The sequence below is a fragment of the Pseudomonas fluorescens genome (genome assembly GCF_000967965.1).
GTDB lineage: Bacteria > Pseudomonadota > Gammaproteobacteria > Pseudomonadales > Pseudomonadaceae > Aquipseudomonas > Aquipseudomonas grandcourensis.
In genome coordinates this window covers 87,208-102,496 of the sequence record NZ_LACC01000030.1, presented here as the reverse complement: position 1 = coordinate 102,496, position 15,289 = coordinate 87,208, and the positions used below count along the sequence as shown (strand labels likewise).

Genomic DNA, 15,289 nt, shown 5'->3' with positions numbered 1-15,289 from the left:
GGCCCACGGAGCAGGACCGGAACGAGGGAATGCCGAGCCACAGCGAGGCACCGAATGTCAGGGGCAAGAGCCCTTTGGTTACTTTGGGGCTTTTCCAAAGTGACCCTCTGTAAGAGCGGAACCGTAGGTGGCCGTTACCGCAGCAACGGATATGTACACCCTCAAAAATCCATGCCGCCTGACACAAAGCCTTCGCGAGCAGGCTCGCTCCTACAGGAATAGGGCTCGGCTCCAGAGTCAGTAAATCCCCGGCCAAAAAAAAACCCCGCAAAAAGCGGGGCCATAAAGGGTGCAGCAGTCATGCTTTAGGACGTTTATCCAGCACGTGGCAAGCCTTGCCCTCCGACCGCTTGATCGAATGAAACGGCTGCAAGACAATCCGCGAACTGATCCCGATATACGTCTTGATGTGCTTGCTCAACTCCCCGCAAACAGCCTTCTGCTGTTCCTCGCTCAGGTGCTGGTGCTCAGCCTTGAGCTCGACATGCACATCCACGCTGTCCAGGTTGCCGTTGCGATACAGATGGATCTCATAACACTCGGCAAGCTGTTTAACTTTGAGAACCTGCTCCTCGATCTGCGTCGGGAACACGTTGACCCCGCGAATGATCAGCATGTCATCGCTGCGCCCGGTGATCTTGTCGATGCGGCGCATCGGCCGTGCGGTGCCCGGCAGCAGGCGCGTCAGGTCGCGGGTGCGGTAGCGGATCATCGGCAGGGCTTCTTTGCTCAATGAGGTGAACACCAGTTCGCCCATCTGACCGTCCGGCAGCACTTCGCCGGTGACCGGGTCGATGATTTCCGGGTAGAAATGGTCTTCCCAGATGGTCGGGCCGTCCTTGGTTTCGGCGCACTCCATAGCGACACCTGGCCCCATGATTTCCGAGAGGCCGTAGATGTCCAGGGCGGTGATGCCCAGGCGTTGCTCGATGGCGCTGCGCAGTTCGGCGGTCCATGGCTCGGCGCCGAAGATGCCCAGGCGCAGGGCCAGTTTGTGCGGGTCGATGCCCTGGCGCTCGATTTCGTCGGCGATGTTGAGCATGTAGGACGGCGTGACCATGATGATGTCCGGCTGGAAATCCTTGATCAGTTGCACTTGTTTTTCAGTCTGGCCACCGGACATCGGGATCACCGTGCAGCCCAGGCGTTCGGCGCCGTAGTGCGCGCCGAGGCCGCCGGTGAACAGGCCGTAGCCATAGGAAATGTGCACTTTGTCGCCACGGCGGCCACCGCCGGCGCGGATCGAGCGCGCCACCACGTTGGCCCAGGTGTCGATGTCGTTCTGGGTGTAGCCGACCACGGTCGGTTTGCCGGTGGTGCCGCTGGACGCGTGCAGGCGCACGATGTCGTGCATCGGCACGGCAAACATGCCGTAGGGGTAGTTGTCCCGCAGGTCGGACTTGGTGGTGAAAGGGAATTTCGCCAGGTCGTCCAGGGACTTGATGTCGTCCGGGTGCACGCCCAGCGCATCGAAACGCTGACGGTACAGCGGCACGTTGTTGTAGGCGTGGTTCAGGCTCCAGCGCAGGCGCTCCAGCTGATGCTGGCGCAGCTCGTCGATGCTGGCGGTTTCCAGCGGGTCCAGCACAGGATCCAGAACGGATTTGGCTATTGGCATGTTCATGTGTTCACTCGAATTGTTTTTGTGTTCCAGCCCTTTTGCACAAGGGCTTTGAGTGCATGCCCCAAGGATACCTCTCGGCTCCTTGGGAATCGCGATTCTTTAGTGGGATAGACGCTCGATGATCAGCGCGATCCCTTGGCCGACACCGATGCACATGGTGCACAGGGCGTAGCGGCCGTTACGTTCTTCCAGCTCGTGCAGGGCGGTGGTGACCAAGCGTGCGCCGCTCATGCCCAGTGGATGGCCCAGGGCGATGGCGCCGCCGTTGGGGTTGACCCGTGGGTCGGTGTCGCTCAGGCCCAGTTCACGCAGCACCGCCAGACCCTGTGCGGCGAAGGCTTCGTTGAGCTCGATCACGTCCATGTCGGCGAGGCTCAGGTTGGCCACCTCCAGCACCTTGCGGGTGGCGGGCACCGGGCCGATGCCCATGATCCGTGGTTCAACGCCGGCGGTGGCCATGGCCACGACCCGGCCACGGGCGATCAGGCCGTGGCGCTTGGCGACTTCCGGGCTGGCCAGCAGCAAGGCGCAGGCCCCATCGTTGACCCCGGAGGCGTTGCCGGCGGTGACGCTGCCGCCTTCGCGGAACGGCGTGCCGAGTTTGGCCAGCTGTTCAAGGGTGGTGTCGCCGCGCGGGTGTTCGTCGTGCTCGACCACTTTGGCCGGGCCTTTGCGCTGGGGAATTTCCACAGCAACGATTTCCTTGGCCAGACGTCCGTTGGCTTGGGCGGCTGCGGCGCGTTGCTGGCTGCGCAGGGCGAAGGCGTCCTGGTCGGCCCGGGAGATGTTGAACTGTTCGGCGACGTTCTCTGCCGTTTCCGGCATGGAGTCGATGCCGTAGGCCTTTTTCATCAGCGGATTGACGAAACGCCAGCCGATGGTGGTATCGAAGATCTCCGCTGCACGGGAAAACGCTTGCTCGGCCTTGCCCATCACCAGCGGCGCGCGGGACATGGATTCGACGCCACCGACCAGCATCAGCCCGGTTTCGCCGCTGCGAATGGCCCGGGCGGCGGTGCCGATGGCATCGAGTCCGGAGCCGCACAGGCGATTGAGGGTGGTGCCCGGCACGCTGACCGGCAACCCGGCCAGCAACGCCGACATGCGCGCGACGTTGCGGTTGTCTTCGCCGGCCTGGTTGGCGCAGCCGTAGATCACATCATCGACCGTGTTCCAGTCCACTTGCGGGTGACGGCGCAGCAGTTCGCGCAGGGGCACCGCACCGAGGTCGTCGGCGCGCACGCTGCTCAGGACGCCGGCGTAACGGCCAATCGGGGTCCGGACTGCGTCGATGATCAAGGCGTCATTCATTGGGGGTCTCCTGCGTCAGCACCGGGCCGCGCACTTTGTAGGATTTGCCGTGGAACAGGGCGATCAACTGGCCCTGCTGGTTTTCGATGCGCACGTCATAGTTGCCGGTGCGACCGGAACGGCTCTGCTCGATGCAGTCGGCGTTCAGCGTGTCACCCAGGCGTGCCGGGGCGATGTAGTCGATGCTGCAACCGATAGCCACGGTGGCTTCGTTGTAGCTGTTGCAGGCAAAGGCGAACGCCGAATCAGCCAGCGCGAACAGGTAGCCGCCGTGGCAGGTGCCGTGGCCCTGGACCATGTCGGCGCGCACGGTCATGCCCACTCGCGAGCAACCGGGCCCGGCCGAGAGCAGGCGCATGCCCATGCCCTGGCTGGCGGCGTCGCGCTGGAACAGCGATTGCGCGCATTCACTGGCCAGGGTCATGGATTCATGGTTAGTCATGGAATGTTCTCCCTTCGGCGACGCGACGGCGCAGCAGCAGCGACGGCCGGTAGCGTTCTTCGCCATAACTGGCTTGCAGGTTTTCCAGCGTTTCAAGAATGTGCGACAGGCCAATGGCATCGGCCCAGGCCAGCGGCCCTTGCGGATAATTGACCCCGGCGCGCATAGCCAGGTCGATGTCGGCGGCCGAGGCCACGCCTTGCAGCAGGGCGTCGGCGGCCTCGTTGGCGAGCATCGCCACGGTGCGCAGGACGGCGAGGGCCGGGCTGTCGCTGAGCAGACTGACCTTGAGGCCGGCCCGTTGCAGCAGGGCAACGCCTTGTTCGAGTGCCTGCGGATCAATGCCGTTCGAGTAGCTGATGGCGATGCGTTGGGCTTTGCTGTAATCGAACGCAAGGTCCAGCAGGATCAGGTTACGCAATCCGTCTTCACGTGCTCGCTGGCAGGCCATGCGCCCGTCGCTCAAGGCCAGCACGGCGTCACCGACGCGAAGTAGACCTTGTCCATCGCGCTGGACGATCTCGACGCCTTGTTCATGCAAGCGTGCGAGCAAGCCTTTAGCGATACCGAGATCGCCTTCCACAGCACAAACCTCGACTTTCGCATCGCTGCTGATTTCAGCCGCGAGCGGGCGCTCTGCACCTTGGGCGTAGCTGTAGAAACCCTGGCCGCTCTTGCGTCCCAGACGCCCGCCGTCCACCAGTTCTTTCTGGATCAGCGACGGCAGGAAGCGCGTGTCCTGGTAATAGGCGTCGAACACCGAGCAGGTCACGGCATAGTTGACGTCGTGGCCGATCAGGTCGGTCAGTTCGAACGCGCCCATGGCAAAACCACCGGCCTCACGCATCAGCGCATCCAGGGTCGGGCAGTCGGCAGCGCCTTCCTGAAGCATCCGCAGGCTTTCGGCATAGAACGGCCGGGCCACGCGGTTGACGATAAAACCCGGTGTGGAGCGGGTGTGCACCGGGTTTTTGCCCCAGGCCTTGGCGGTGTCGTACAGGCACTCGGCGAGTGCCGGATCGCTGGCCAGACCGGAGACTACTTCCACCAGCGCCATCACCGGCGCCGGGTTGAAGAAGTGCAGGCCGAGCAGGCGTTGTGGATGTTCAAGCTGCGCGGCGATGCTGGTGATCGACAGCGACGAGGTGTTGCTGGCGAGGATGCAATGCTCGCCGCAGATGCCTTCGAGCTGGCGGAACAGCGCGCGCTTGACCTCGAGGTTCTCGACGATGGCTTCGATGATCAGGTCGCAGTCGGCCAGGACTTCGATGGCTTCCACCGCTTGCAGGCGGGCAATCGTCGCGCTGCGCGATTCGGCGGACAGCTTGCCGCTCTCGACTCGCTTGCCCAGTTGCCGATCAATGCCTTCAATCGCTTGAGCAGCAGCGCCGGGACGATTGTCCAGCAGCAATACCGGATGACCGGCCTGGGCCGCGACCTGGGCGATGCCGGCACCCATGGCCCCGGCGCCGATCACGGCGATGCTTGCGTTGGTGTTCAGTGCTGTCATGACTCAGCGCCCCTTGAAAACTGGGGTGCGTTTTTCCATGAAGGCGCCGACGCCTTCGCGGTAGTCCTCGCTGCGCCCGGCCAGGCGCTGCAGGTCTTTTTCCAGCTCAAGCTGTTCGTCGAAGCTGTTGCTCAGGCTCGCGTTGAGGCTGCGTTTGATCAGCGCCAGGCCGTAGGTCGGCTGGGTCGCCAGGTGGCGGGCCAGTTTCAGCGCTTCGTCGCGCAAACCGGCGTCGTCCACACACTGGTAGATCAAGCCCCATTGCTCGGCCTGCTCGGCGCTCAGGCGGTTGCCCAGCAGTGCCAAAGCCTTGGCCCGAGCCATGCCAACAAGACGCGGCAGGGTCCAGGTGCCGCCGGAATCGGGGATCAGGCCGATCTTGCAGAACGCCTGGATGAAACTGGCCGAACGCGCGGCCAATACCAGGTCGCAGGCCAGCGGAATGTTGGCGCCAGCGCCAGCGGCGACGCCATTGACCGCGCAGATCACCGGCAATGGCAGGTCACGCAACTGGCGAATCAGCGGGTTGTAGAACTTTTCGATGGACTCGCCCAGGTCCGGTACGGCGCTGCCCGGCGCGACATTGCGGTCGCTCAGGTCTTGCCCTGCGCAGAAGCCGCGGCCTTCACCGGTCAGCAGTAAAACGCGCACGTCCGGGTTCTGCCGCACTAGCTTGAGTGCTTCTTTCACTTCGCCATGCATCTGGGTGTTGAAGCTGTTGAGCTGGTCCGGCCGATTGAGGCTGAGCAGGGCGACGCCGGCGTCGATGGAAAACAGGATGTGTTCGAAGTTCATGGTCTTGGCGTTCTCTTGGCAGTCGTTCGAATTCGGATGTCAGTGGCCGCTTTATTGCCCGGTGAACGTCGGGCTGCGCTTTTCCTGGAAGGCTGCAATGCCCTCATCGCGGTCGCGGGTGCCGGCCAGCACGGTGAAGGCGTGACGCTCGAAGCGCAGGCCGCTGGCCAGGTCGGTGTCCATGGCCTTGAGCAGCGCTTCCTTGGCCAGGCGCACCGCCAGCGGTGCCTTGGCCGCAATGCTGCGGGCGATGTGCAGGGCGCGCTCGACGGTGAATTCCGGTTGGGTGACTTCACTGACCAGGCCGGCGCGCTGGGCCTGACGGGCGTCGATCGGCTCGCCGGTCAGCACCATCTGCATGGCCATGGATTTGCCGACGGCGCGTAGCAGGCGTTGGGTGCCACCGGCCCCGGGCATGATCCCGAGGTTGATTTCCGGCTGGCCGAAGCGGGCGTCTTCGCCGGCAATGATGATGTCGGCGTGCATCGCCAGTTCGCAGCCACCACCGAGGGCGAAGCCGTTGACCGCGGCGATCAGCGGTTTGCTGAAGCGGGTGATGGTTTGCCACGAGGCCTGGCGCGGGTCGTCGAGGATGCCGACCAGGTTGCGTTCGGCCATTTCCTTGATGTCGGCGCCGGCGGCGAAGGCCTTGCGGCTGCCGGTGAGGACCACGGCGCGGGTGTCGGGGTCGGCTTGCGCGATGTTCAGTTCAGCGGCCAGTTCGCCCAGTAACTCGGTGGTCAAGGCGTTCAGGGCTTGCGGGCGCTGCAGGGTAATAAGGCGGACGCCAGGCTCGATCAATTCGACGGCAAGGGTCAGAGGCATGGCGGATGCTCTCACGGTGCACGCTCGGCGTGGTGCCGGCTCGTTATTGGATCGGCCGCAGGGGCCGGTTTTGCCCAAGTATAGCTATAACGTGATACGTAAATGCAATACGAAAATAGATTTAATGTGTCTTATTGGTGTTGGTTTGGATGTTTTGGCTTTCTTGTGAAGGGGGGGTGATAGCGGGTTTTGCCCAGAAAACATTGGGTTTTATGGCGATTTTTGAGGCGTGCTGGCATTCGTCGGAAAGGTGCATTTCAAGTGATACGGTTTTTAGTCTTTGTGCTGTTAAAAGTGATGTGATACAAATTGAGTCATTAATTGCATCGCTTTGTGAAGGAAGCTTCCATGACCTGCTACAGCCTTGATGGCCTGACTCCGGTGGTTGACCCGAGCGCTTATGTGCACCAGTCAGCCGTATTGATCGGTGACGTGATCATCGGCCCCCATTGCTATGTCGGTCCGCTGGCCAGCCTGCGCGGAGACTTCGGGCGGATCGTGCTGGAGGAGGGCGCCAACCTGCAGGACACCTGCGTGATGCACGGTTTCCCCGACAGCGACACCGTGGTCGAGCGCAATGGCCACATCGGCCATGGCGCGGTGCTGCACGGTTGCCGGATCGGCGCCGATGCGCTGGTGGGCATGAATGCGGTGGTGATGGACAACGCCCGGATTGGCCCGCGTTCATTCGTTTCGGCGGCGGCGTTCGTCAAGGCCGGCTTCGAATGCCCGGAACAGTCGCTGGTCATGGGCGCACCGGCCAGCGTCAAGCGCAGCCTCAGCGATCAGGAAGTGGCGTGGAAACAGGCCGGCACCCGGGAGTATCAGCAACTGGCCCAGCGTTGCCTTACGCAGATGCAGGTCTGCGAACCGCTGAGCGAACCGGAGCCGGATCGCCCGCGGATCAGCGACAGTGGGTTGCGGCCGAAAGGCAGTACTTTGTGATCACCCCTTTCCCCACAGGGATTGCGGCATTCGGTATATTCCTTTTCTTTTTTCGTACGGAACGCCCATGTCGTCCCTGACTCCCTTGAACCATCTGATTACCCGCTTCCAGGAGCAGACGCCGATCCGCGCCAGTTCCTTGATCATCACGTTGTACGGGGATGCCATCGAACCCCATGGCGGCACCGTCTGGCTGGGCAGCCTGATTCAGTTGCTCGAACCCATCGGCATCAATGAACGACTGATCCGCACCTCGATTTTTCGCTTGACCAAGGAAGGCTGGCTGACCGCCGAGAAGGTCGGTCGCCGTAGCTATTACAGCCTGACCGGCACCGGTCGCCGGCGTTTCGACAAGGCCTTCAAGCGGGTCTACAGCACCACGATGCCAGCCTGGGATGGTTCCTGGTGCCTGGTGATGCTCTCGCAACTGACCCAGGACAAACGCAAGCAGGTGCGCGAGGAACTGGAGTGGCAAGGCTTCGGCGCGATTTCGCCGGTGGTGCTGGCCTGTCCGCGCAGCGACCGTTCCGACGTCAACGCGACCCTGCTCGACCTCGGCGTCCAGGAAGACACCATCGTCTTCGAAACCACCGCCCAGGACGTACTGGCCTCCAAGGCCCTGCGCCTGCAAGTGCGAGAGAGCTGGAACATCGAGGAACTGGCCGCGCACTACAGCGAGTTCATCCAGCTGTTCCGGCCGCTGTGGCAAGCCCTGCGCGAGCAGGAAAACCTGCAACCGGCCGACTGCTTCCTGGCGCGGGTACTGCTGATCCACGAGTACCGCAAGCTGCTGCTGCGCGACCCGCAACTGCCGGACGAGTTGTTGCCCGGCGATTGGGAAGGCCGCGCCGCCCGCCAGTTGTGCCGCAACATTTACCGTTTGATCTACGCCAAGGCCGAAGAATGGCTGAACGCCGCGCTGGAAACGGCCGACGGCCCGTTGCCGGATGTGGGTGAAAGCTTCTATCGGCGTTTTGGCGGACTGAAATAGCACGTCATTGTTCAGGGAATGGTGCGGTTCAGGAGACTCGAAGCATCCGATGTCGTGTGGATTGACGTAGACAATAAAAATAAGCCTGCGTGAGGCCTGACATGATTTCTACAACAGCACAGCGCCATGATGGGTTCGATCAGTGGATCCATCAGATCAACCAGATCTGTGGCGCCTTCAACGCACAACCCCTGGGCAGCGAATTTGCCGGGCGCATCCGCGAATACCAGAGCGATGCGCTCAAGCTCAGTTTTGTCGACGTGTGCCAGGCGCGTTTGTACCGTACGCCCCAGGAAGTCGCGGCGGGCGAGGGCGGCAAGTATTTTGCGGTGTTCCAGCTCGACGGCACGGCGGGCATGGCCCAGGGCGACGACAAGGTCTTGCTTTCCCCCGGCGACATCACGCTGATCGATGCCGCGCGGCCCAGCGACTTCACCTACAGCGAAAACTCCCGGCAGTTGTCGTTGATCCTGCCGTATCAGCTGGTCGAGCAAACCCTGCGCTTCAATCAGGTCAAGTGCGGCCACCGGATTGCCGCGACCTCGCCCATTGCGATGCTCTCGCACCGGCTGATCCTCGATGCCACCCGCCAGCAGCACCTGACCCGCCAGGAAAGCGAAGCGACCCTGGAAGCGATTGTCAGCCTGCTGCGTCCGGCGATCAGCCAGACCGACGACAGCAGCGACTCCCACGAGCGGAGCTTCCGCAAGACGCTCACCTGCATCGACGACAACATTCGCTCCGAAGACCTGTGCCCGGAATGGCTGGCGCGGGAAGTCGGCATGTCCACCCGGGGCCTGTACCGGATGTTTGCCAAGAAGGGATTGGTGGTGGCGCGCTACATCAAGAACCGTCGCCTGGACCTGTGCGCCGAGTCCCTGCGCCGCTCGGGCAAGGAGGAGAAGTTGTCGGTGCTGGGTTACTCGTGGGGGTTTTCCGATTCCAGTTACTTTTCCACCGCGTTCAAATCACGCTTCGGCATTGCGCCGGGGGAGTATCGCAAGCGGCATGCTTGAGGTTTTTTTGCTCTTGCTTCGGTGAAAAAATGCTATGGCTTGAGTAACTGGCTGAACGCCTCCAGCTCACTTTTCTCCAGGTCGGACACCAGCACTAAGCGCATGTGGTTTTCTTGCCAGGACACCACGTTGAAACCTCGGATCGTCAGGCTTTGCCGTGGCTTGTCCGTCTCAGGCGTGGGCAAGATAAAAACATTGATGATGTGCTTGGCCCGCCCGTAACTCAGGGCCGCCGTGGTCTGATGTTGCAGATAGTCCAGCCGTCCTCCCAGCAGTGGAAACCCCTGTGCCGTGTAATCGAAGACCGGCGGCGAGAAGTCGAGTTTGCCAGTGAACCAGGGCTTCACGGTGTGGCGGTCGGACGACACCACATCGTTCAAATGCTCGCCCATCAGCGAACGCACATGGCTGGAGACCGCCTCATCCATCAATGGCTGTTCGCTGCCCGGCGTCGCCACATACAGCACCATCGCCAAGGCCAGCGCCGTCGCTGAAAAAACCGGTGCGAACCATTTGCGCCAACGCTCGACGACGCCAACCGATGGGGGTTCAGGGGCGAACACCCGGGAAGTCAATGACGCCGGCGCTGCGTAATACGGCGCTCGTTGTTTCACACCGGCCATCAGCAGCTTCGTCTGATCATGCAATCGCGCACACGCAACGCACTCGGCCAGATGCCCGGACACATTCGCGGCCGTCGCCGAATCGAGTTCCTTGTCCAGATAGCCATGTATCAGCGTCTGGCAAACCGTGCAGTCGAGTTCATTCATGATCGTACAACTTCAGTAGTTCGAGCGTGAGCATGGCGCGAGCCCTGGCCAGCCTCGACATGACGGTACCGATGGGGATGTCGACCACCAGGGCGATGTCCTTGTAGGGCATGTCTTCGAGTTCCTTGAGCACGATCACCTCGCGAAACGCCGGCGGCAGGGCGCACAGGGCTTGCTGGATCAGCGCCGCATTTTCGCTGTGGATGGCCAGCAGTTCCGGGGTCTGGCTGTGGCTGAGCGCCTTGTCGTCTTCGGCGAGTTCATCGCCGATGGCGACCCAATGGTGGCCGGCCGAAGCCTTGAGCCAGGTGTAGCTTTCGTTGCGCACGATGGTCAGGAACCAGGCCTTGGCGTTGCCGTCGGCGAAGCGCTGCGAAAATCTGAACGCCCGCAGGGCGCTTTCCTGCACGACATCGCGCGCGGCGCTGTCGTTGCCGGTGAGCCAGCGCGCGAGGTTGTAGGCGGCGTCCAGGTGGGGCGCAAACAGTTCCTCAAATCGCGTCATAGTGGTTTCCGCACTGTCCCATCCCTATAACTGTGAAGCGTTGCGTTTTATTCCCGAGGAAAAAATATATTTTCGACAGGGAATAAAGACCTGTCCCGCCAGGTTTTTACCTCGTGTCAGCTACATCACTGTAGTTCTCCAGCGAGGGATTACCGATGGACATTCATTCAAAACACCAACGACGTACCGACGGCCCGTTGAACCCTGACCGTCGAACGCTGCTCAAGTGCTCTGCATGGGCCGGGGCTGGCGTGATCTGGGCCTTGAGTGGCGGTATTCCCAGGGCCTTCGCTCTGGATCAGGCGGGTAACGTCACCGACCCCAAGGCACTCGCCAGCACGTTCCAGTTTGTGCAGATTAGCGACTCGCACATTGGTTTCAACAAGGAGGCCAATCCGGAACCTCTGAAGACCTTGCAGGTGGCTATAGACAAAGTCGTTGCCCTGCCGAAACGGCCGTCGTTGATCCTGCATACCGGCGATATTACCCATCTGTCCAAAGCCGAGGAGTTCGACACCGCCGCCCAGTTGCTCAAAGGCTTGCCGTCCCCCGTGCACTACGTGCCGGGCGAGCACGACACCCTCGACGAAGGCGGCGGCAAGCTCTATCTGGAACGTTACGGCAAGGGCACCAAAGGCAATGGCTGGTACAGCTTCGATGACCACGGCGTGCATTTCATTGCGTTGGTGAATGTCTTCAACTTCCAGGCCGGCCATGAAGCAACCCTTGGTGCCGATCAACTGGCGTGGCTGGCCGATGACTTGCGAGCCGTGAGCAGCAGCACGCCCATCGTGGTGTTTACCCATATTCCGTTGTGGACGGTTTATCAGCCGTGGGGCTGGGGTACCGAAGATGGCGATCAGGCGATTGCCATGCTGCGCAAGTACGGTTCGGTAACGGTGTTGAACGGGCACATCCATCAGGTCATCCAGAAAGTCGAAGGCAATATCACCTTCCACACTGCTCGCGGCACGGCTTATCCACAACCCGCACCAGGCGCGGCGCCGACGCCGGGGCCGATGACCGTGGCGGCTGATCAACTGCGCAATTATTTGGGGGTCACCGAAGTGCGAGCGACCCAGGGTGATCATCCACTGGCGCTGATCGATTCGACACTGGTTTGACGGAGGGGACTGGGATGAAAGCGCGATTATTGGCCGTTGCCTGCCTGATGCTGTCGATGCCTGTATGGGCTAATGAGGTAAAAATCGATATCAAGGAATTCATGTTCGGGCCCAAGGATCTGACCGTGGCCTTGGGCACCAAAGTCACGTGGGTAAACGACGACGAGATCCCGCACACGGTGGCGGAAACCCACAAGCTGTTTCGCTCCGGGGCGCTGGATACCGGAGACAGTTATTCCTGGGTGTTCAATACGCCGGGGGAGTTTGAGTATTTTTGTGCGCTGCATCCGCAGATGCTGGGGAAGATTGTGGTCAGCCAATAAGCGGATGGTTCACCTTAAGACGATGTAACCCCGTAGGAGCGAGCAAGCTCGCTCCTACAAGGGGTTGTGTATGACCTGTTTACTTCGGTGCGCTGAGGTTCAGCGTCGGCGTTTCATCGAAGAAGTTCCACGGCTTCAACAGCACATGTACCCACTCGGTCGGCATGATCGGCCACTCTTCGGCGCGGGCGATGTGGGTGGTGCCGGTGGTCAGCCAGACCACATCGTCGGTGTTCTCGATGGAGTGGTTGTCCTGAGTGAACTGCCCCAGGCCCGAGTCTTTGTCCGAGCGGTTTGGGTACTTGCCTTCCGGGTACTTTTCCTCTGGGTTGTATTGCGTCACCCACAACTGCTTGTCCATGAAACTCAGGCGATGATAGAGCCATTCGTCCTGGCCGAAGTTGGCGCCCTTGGCCACCGGGTGCGTACCACCGGCGTACGGGATCAACTGATAGGAAACCGGGTTGCCGACCTTGTTCTCCTTGCTGAAGTTGGTCAGCAGGCGCACGGTCGACGGGTCGAATTTCTGCGCCGCCTGTTGCTCGGTGCCGACTACTTTGGTTTCGGTCTGCATGGTGCTGGTGCGCGGGCCGCCACGGTCGTTGGGCAGTACCACCGGGTTCACTTCCACCAGTGAGTTCTGCTCGCCGTCCACGTCCATGTCGAGGCGGAAGTTGTAGATGTGCTGGTGCGTGGTGCCGACGATGTTGTGATCGAGCAGGGTGCCGTAGCGCGTATCTTCCTTGGCGGTGTCTTCGTGCATGGTTTTCGATTTCACGCCCTTGACCGCTTCGATGCCGGTGGCGCCGGCATCGATGCCGATGGTGCCGTTCTGCTGGAAGACCCAGTCGAAGATGTAGTCGTAGTTGCCCACGGTGCTGATCCAGCGCACCACCAGTTCACGACGCTCGGTGCTGAGGTTGGGCTGGCCCATTTCCTGGTGTTTGTATTCCGGGCCGGCGTAGCGTTCGAACACCGCCATGGCGCGCGGGATCGCAGTCGGTGCGCCGGTGTAGTCGGCGATGGTGGCGTCCAGCAGCACGGCGTTTTGCGGGGCGTCTTTGCCACGGGCAATCGGTGAAGTCAGGGTGCCCATGCCGTAGTCGCCGGAGTCGAGGTAGGCCTTGAAGTACCAGCCGACGTCGGGGTCGCCGTAAGGCACGATCATGCCGCCCAGCGAGCCTTCGTACATGATCTTGCGTTTCTTGCCCTTGTCGTCGTAAGTGACGGTGGACAGGATCGGGCCGACCCGCGAGTCGAGGCGAACGTGGAAGTCCCAGTTCTGCCAGTGAATGCTATTGCCGCTGATGGTGTAGTTCTTGCCCTCGGGCTCGATGATTTCCAGCGGTTTGACGGCGACGCCCTGGCGGCCGCGACCGTCATACGGCGTCGGTTTCATCGGCACCGGGATGAGCGCTTCGTCTTCGATCTTGATCAGCTTCTTCTGTTCCAGGTCGACAATCGCCACCAGGCCCTCGATCGGGTGCGCCCAGTAGTTGCCGTCGTCGGTGTTGAGGTAGCTGACGATTTTCAGCAGGCGCTTGTCTTGCGCCAGGCCGTCCTTGCCGTCGAAGTAACCGACGGTCAGCGGCGTCGCCACGACCTTTTTCACGTCATTGATGCCGCGCTTGGCCAGGGCCTGGGCGTACTCCGGGCTGGTTTCCACAACCGTCTGCACCGTGGCGAAATCGTCCAGCAGGACCATGCCGTGGGCGCCTTCGATCGGTTTCCAGGACTTGAGTTCTTTCTTGTCGAGGTCGACCAGCGCTTCGATCACGTGCTTGCCGTCGAGCACCACGATCGAGGCCTCACGCGCCTGGGTGACGTTCTGCCCGGTGAACACGAAGTTCCACACTTGATCCTTGGGCGGCTCCTTGACCGAGACTTCGGTGAAGCGGAAACCGGGTTTGTAGTTTTCCGATTGCTTGACGATGTCCACGGCCGTGGTGATTTCGGCTGCGCTCAGCGGGTTGAGCGGGCTGGGGCGGGTCTCGACGACGAAGGTCTTGTCCAGCCCGGACTGGAACACCTGGTTGATGAAGTCGGTGGACATGAACGCCGTATGTTCCTTGAACACCACCGGCACCGTCAGCTCGATACGCTTGCCGTTGAGCATCGCCACTTTGCTGTCGGGCTTGACCTTGAGGTAGACCCCGTCCTTGGCAATGGTGAACAGATTGGCGTAGTCGTCCCATTTCACCGTGGCGCCAAATTCCTCAAGGCCCGCTTGCAGCGGCACCATTTCGGCTTGACCGCCGTGGGCCTGGGCAGTGTTCGCCCAGAAAGGCAGGCCGAGGGTGCTCAAGGTGATGGCCAGGGCCAGGCGGGCAAGCGGTGTTCTTTTGGGCGATGCTTTGGGGCTGAACATGTGGGAATTCCTGGGGAAAATCCGGTTACGGGCATTTCTGCACTTTGTTACAACCCGTCAATGGCTGCATTTGAATGCCTGCCAGATTTCTTTGGTTCCGTGCCGCAATCCAGCTTTCCTGACGAAATGCACAATGGCAAGCGGACAAAGTGCCCGGTACGGGAGACGCAAACCATTGCTTCAAGTTAATAGGACGCATTACTATTCGCGCTCCGTCTCCACAGCACGCCGCAATGACCCTCAAGCTGCCCCGCAGACACGGCTTTTTCGAGCATTACGAAGAGTTGGTTGGTACCTGGACCCGTCGCCTGAGGAATCGTCAGCAGGCCGAGGACCTGGCCCACGATACCTTCGTGCGGGTGCTTGAGTCCGATTCGGCGGTGGTGCAACAGCCTCGGGCGTATTTGCACCAGACCGCACGCAACATCGCCGTGGATGGTTATCGGCGCGAGGACCGGCGGGGGGCCATGGAGTCGGAGGCGATCGATCTCAGTGAGTCGCCGATCGGCGACCCGGAGCATTTCATGCACGCGATCCAGCTGGCGGATTCCATCGAGCGGGCGCTCACCGAGCTGCCGGTCAACTGTCGCAAGGTGTTTGTCTGGCAGAAAATCGAGGGTCTGACCCAGGCCGAAATCGCCGAACGCCTGGGGCTGTCCAGGAACATGGTGGAAAAGTATATGATCCGCACGCTTCGGCATCTGCGCGATCGCCTGGACGGGTTGCAGTCATGACCGGTC

Annotated in this window: 15 protein-coding genes; 6 read left to right on the top strand and 9 right to left on the bottom strand. The window is 61.4% G+C overall.

The features are described from left to right. Nucleotides 1–298: 298 nt before the first annotated feature. The 6 genes from paaK to paaF all read right to left on the bottom strand — a co-directional run bounded on the left by paaK (nt 299) and on the right by paaF (nt 6,507). Nucleotides 299–1,624 (bottom strand): phenylacetate--CoA ligase PaaK, encoded by a 1,326-nt coding sequence (gene paaK / locus VC35_RS23350; protein WP_046042841.1) that lies wholly within the window; start codon nt 1,622–1,624, stop codon nt 299–301. A 99-nt stretch (nt 1,625–1,723) separates the two neighbouring features. Further along, complete coding sequence (gene pcaF / locus VC35_RS23345; RefSeq protein WP_046042839.1) at nt 1,724–2,935, bottom strand: 3-oxoadipyl-CoA thiolase; 1,212 nt, start codon at nt 2,933–2,935, stop codon at nt 1,724–1,726. Next, entirely contained in the window at nt 2,928–3,377 is a 450-nt protein-coding gene (paaI, locus tag VC35_RS23340; protein ID WP_046042837.1) for a hydroxyphenylacetyl-CoA thioesterase PaaI, read from the bottom strand. The genes pcaF and paaI overlap by 8 nt, the downstream gene beginning before the upstream one ends. Beyond that, nucleotides 3,370–4,887 (bottom strand): 3-hydroxyacyl-CoA dehydrogenase PaaH, encoded by a 1,518-nt coding sequence (gene paaH, locus VC35_RS23335; protein ID WP_046042836.1) that lies wholly within the window; start codon nt 4,885–4,887, stop codon nt 3,370–3,372. The genes paaI and paaH overlap by 8 nt, the downstream gene beginning before the upstream one ends. A gap of 3 nt (nt 4,888–4,890) precedes the next feature. Continuing rightward, nucleotides 4,891–5,682, bottom strand: coding sequence for a 2-(1,2-epoxy-1,2-dihydrophenyl)acetyl-CoA isomerase PaaG (gene paaG / locus VC35_RS23330; protein WP_046042835.1), 792 nt, complete (start codon nt 5,680–5,682; stop codon nt 4,891–4,893). 51 nt (nt 5,683–5,733) lie between these two features. Next, entirely contained in the window at nt 5,734–6,507 is a 774-nt protein-coding gene (gene paaF / locus VC35_RS23325; RefSeq protein WP_046042834.1) for a 2,3-dehydroadipyl-CoA hydratase PaaF, read from the bottom strand. A gap of 348 nt (nt 6,508–6,855) precedes the next feature. On the opposite strand from paaF, the gene paaY reads away from it, so the two are divergent. From paaY to feaR, 3 genes are all read left to right on the top strand, one after another. Beyond that, nucleotides 6,856–7,452: a phenylacetic acid degradation protein PaaY gene (gene paaY, locus VC35_RS23320; RefSeq protein WP_046042833.1), complete on the top strand. Its 597-nt coding sequence runs from the start codon at nt 6,856–6,858 to the stop codon at nt 7,450–7,452. Nucleotides 7,453–7,519: 67 nt separating this feature from the next. Next, nucleotides 7,520–8,443 (top strand): phenylacetic acid degradation operon negative regulatory protein PaaX, encoded by a 924-nt coding sequence (gene paaX / locus VC35_RS23315; RefSeq protein WP_008003007.1) that lies wholly within the window; start codon nt 7,520–7,522, stop codon nt 8,441–8,443. 101 nt (nt 8,444–8,544) lie between these two features. Then, nucleotides 8,545–9,459 (top strand): transcriptional regulator FeaR, encoded by a 915-nt coding sequence (feaR, locus tag VC35_RS23310; RefSeq protein ID WP_046042832.1) that lies wholly within the window; start codon nt 8,545–8,547, stop codon nt 9,457–9,459. A 32-nt stretch (nt 9,460–9,491) separates the two neighbouring features. Here feaR and VC35_RS23305 read toward each other — a convergent pair whose 3' ends face one another. Beyond that, nucleotides 9,492–10,229, bottom strand: coding sequence for an anti-sigma factor family protein (locus tag VC35_RS23305; RefSeq protein ID WP_046042831.1), 738 nt, complete (start codon nt 10,227–10,229; stop codon nt 9,492–9,494). After that, a complete protein-coding gene (locus tag VC35_RS23300) occupies nt 10,222–10,734 on the bottom strand; it encodes a sigma-70 family RNA polymerase sigma factor (protein WP_046042830.1) in 513 nt (170 codons plus the stop codon). Before VC35_RS23300 ends, VC35_RS23305 begins: the two co-directional genes overlap by 8 nt. 155 nt (nt 10,735–10,889) lie before the next feature. On the opposite strand from VC35_RS23300, the gene VC35_RS23295 reads away from it, so the two are divergent. Together VC35_RS23295 and VC35_RS23290 are read left to right on the top strand one after the other, a co-directional pair. Next, complete coding sequence (locus VC35_RS23295) at nt 10,890–11,858, top strand: metallophosphoesterase family protein (RefSeq protein ID WP_046042829.1); 969 nt, start codon at nt 10,890–10,892, stop codon at nt 11,856–11,858. A gap of 14 nt (nt 11,859–11,872) precedes the next feature. Further along, on the top strand, nt 11,873–12,181 hold the full coding sequence (locus VC35_RS23290; protein ID WP_046042828.1) for a cupredoxin domain-containing protein: 309 nt from the start codon (nt 11,873–11,875) through the stop codon (nt 12,179–12,181). Between the two features lie 79 nt (nt 12,182–12,260). Here VC35_RS23290 and tynA read toward each other — a convergent pair whose 3' ends face one another. Beyond that, nucleotides 12,261–14,549: a primary-amine oxidase gene (tynA, locus tag VC35_RS23285; RefSeq protein WP_046042827.1), complete on the bottom strand. Its 2,289-nt coding sequence runs from the start codon at nt 14,547–14,549 to the stop codon at nt 12,261–12,263. A gap of 233 nt (nt 14,550–14,782) precedes the next feature. Between tynA and VC35_RS23280 the strand changes: the two genes are divergently transcribed. Then, nucleotides 14,783–15,283, top strand: coding sequence for a sigma-70 family RNA polymerase sigma factor (locus VC35_RS23280; protein WP_046042826.1), 501 nt, complete (start codon nt 14,783–14,785; stop codon nt 15,281–15,283). Nucleotides 15,284–15,289 lie beyond the last annotated feature (6 nt).

Excerpts from the sequence above, each read along its gene's own strand:
- paaK (WP_046042841.1), bottom strand. The coding sequence starts at position 1,624 with ATGAACATGCCAATAGCCAAATCCGTTCTGGATCCTGTGCTGGACCCG.
- pcaF (WP_046042839.1), bottom strand. The coding sequence starts at position 2,935 with ATGAATGACGCCTTGATCATCGACGCAGTCCGGACCCCGATTGGCCGT.
- paaI (WP_046042837.1), bottom strand. The coding sequence starts at position 3,377 with ATGACTAACCATGAATCCATGACCCTGGCCAGTGAATGCGCGCAATCG.
- paaH (WP_046042836.1), bottom strand. The coding sequence starts at position 4,887 with ATGACAGCACTGAACACCAACGCAAGCATCGCCGTGATCGGCGCCGGG.
- paaG (WP_046042835.1), bottom strand. The coding sequence starts at position 5,682 with ATGAACTTCGAACACATCCTGTTTTCCATCGACGCCGGCGTCGCCCTG.
- paaF (WP_046042834.1), bottom strand. The coding sequence starts at position 6,507 with ATGCCTCTGACCCTTGCCGTCGAATTGATCGAGCCTGGCGTCCGCCTT.
- paaY (WP_046042833.1), top strand. The coding sequence starts at position 6,856 with ATGACCTGCTACAGCCTTGATGGCCTGACTCCGGTGGTTGACCCGAGC.
- paaX (WP_008003007.1), top strand. The coding sequence starts at position 7,520 with ATGTCGTCCCTGACTCCCTTGAACCATCTGATTACCCGCTTCCAGGAG.
- feaR (WP_046042832.1), top strand. The coding sequence starts at position 8,545 with ATGATTTCTACAACAGCACAGCGCCATGATGGGTTCGATCAGTGGATC.
- VC35_RS23305 (WP_046042831.1), bottom strand. The coding sequence starts at position 10,229 with ATGAATGAACTCGACTGCACGGTTTGCCAGACGCTGATACATGGCTAT.
- VC35_RS23300 (WP_046042830.1), bottom strand. The coding sequence starts at position 10,734 with ATGACGCGATTTGAGGAACTGTTTGCGCCCCACCTGGACGCCGCCTAC.
- VC35_RS23295 (WP_046042829.1), top strand. The coding sequence starts at position 10,890 with ATGGACATTCATTCAAAACACCAACGACGTACCGACGGCCCGTTGAAC.
- VC35_RS23290 (WP_046042828.1), top strand. The coding sequence starts at position 11,873 with ATGAAAGCGCGATTATTGGCCGTTGCCTGCCTGATGCTGTCGATGCCT.
- tynA (WP_046042827.1), bottom strand. The coding sequence starts at position 14,549 with ATGTTCAGCCCCAAAGCATCGCCCAAAAGAACACCGCTTGCCCGCCTG.
- VC35_RS23280 (WP_046042826.1), top strand. The coding sequence starts at position 14,783 with ATGACCCTCAAGCTGCCCCGCAGACACGGCTTTTTCGAGCATTACGAA.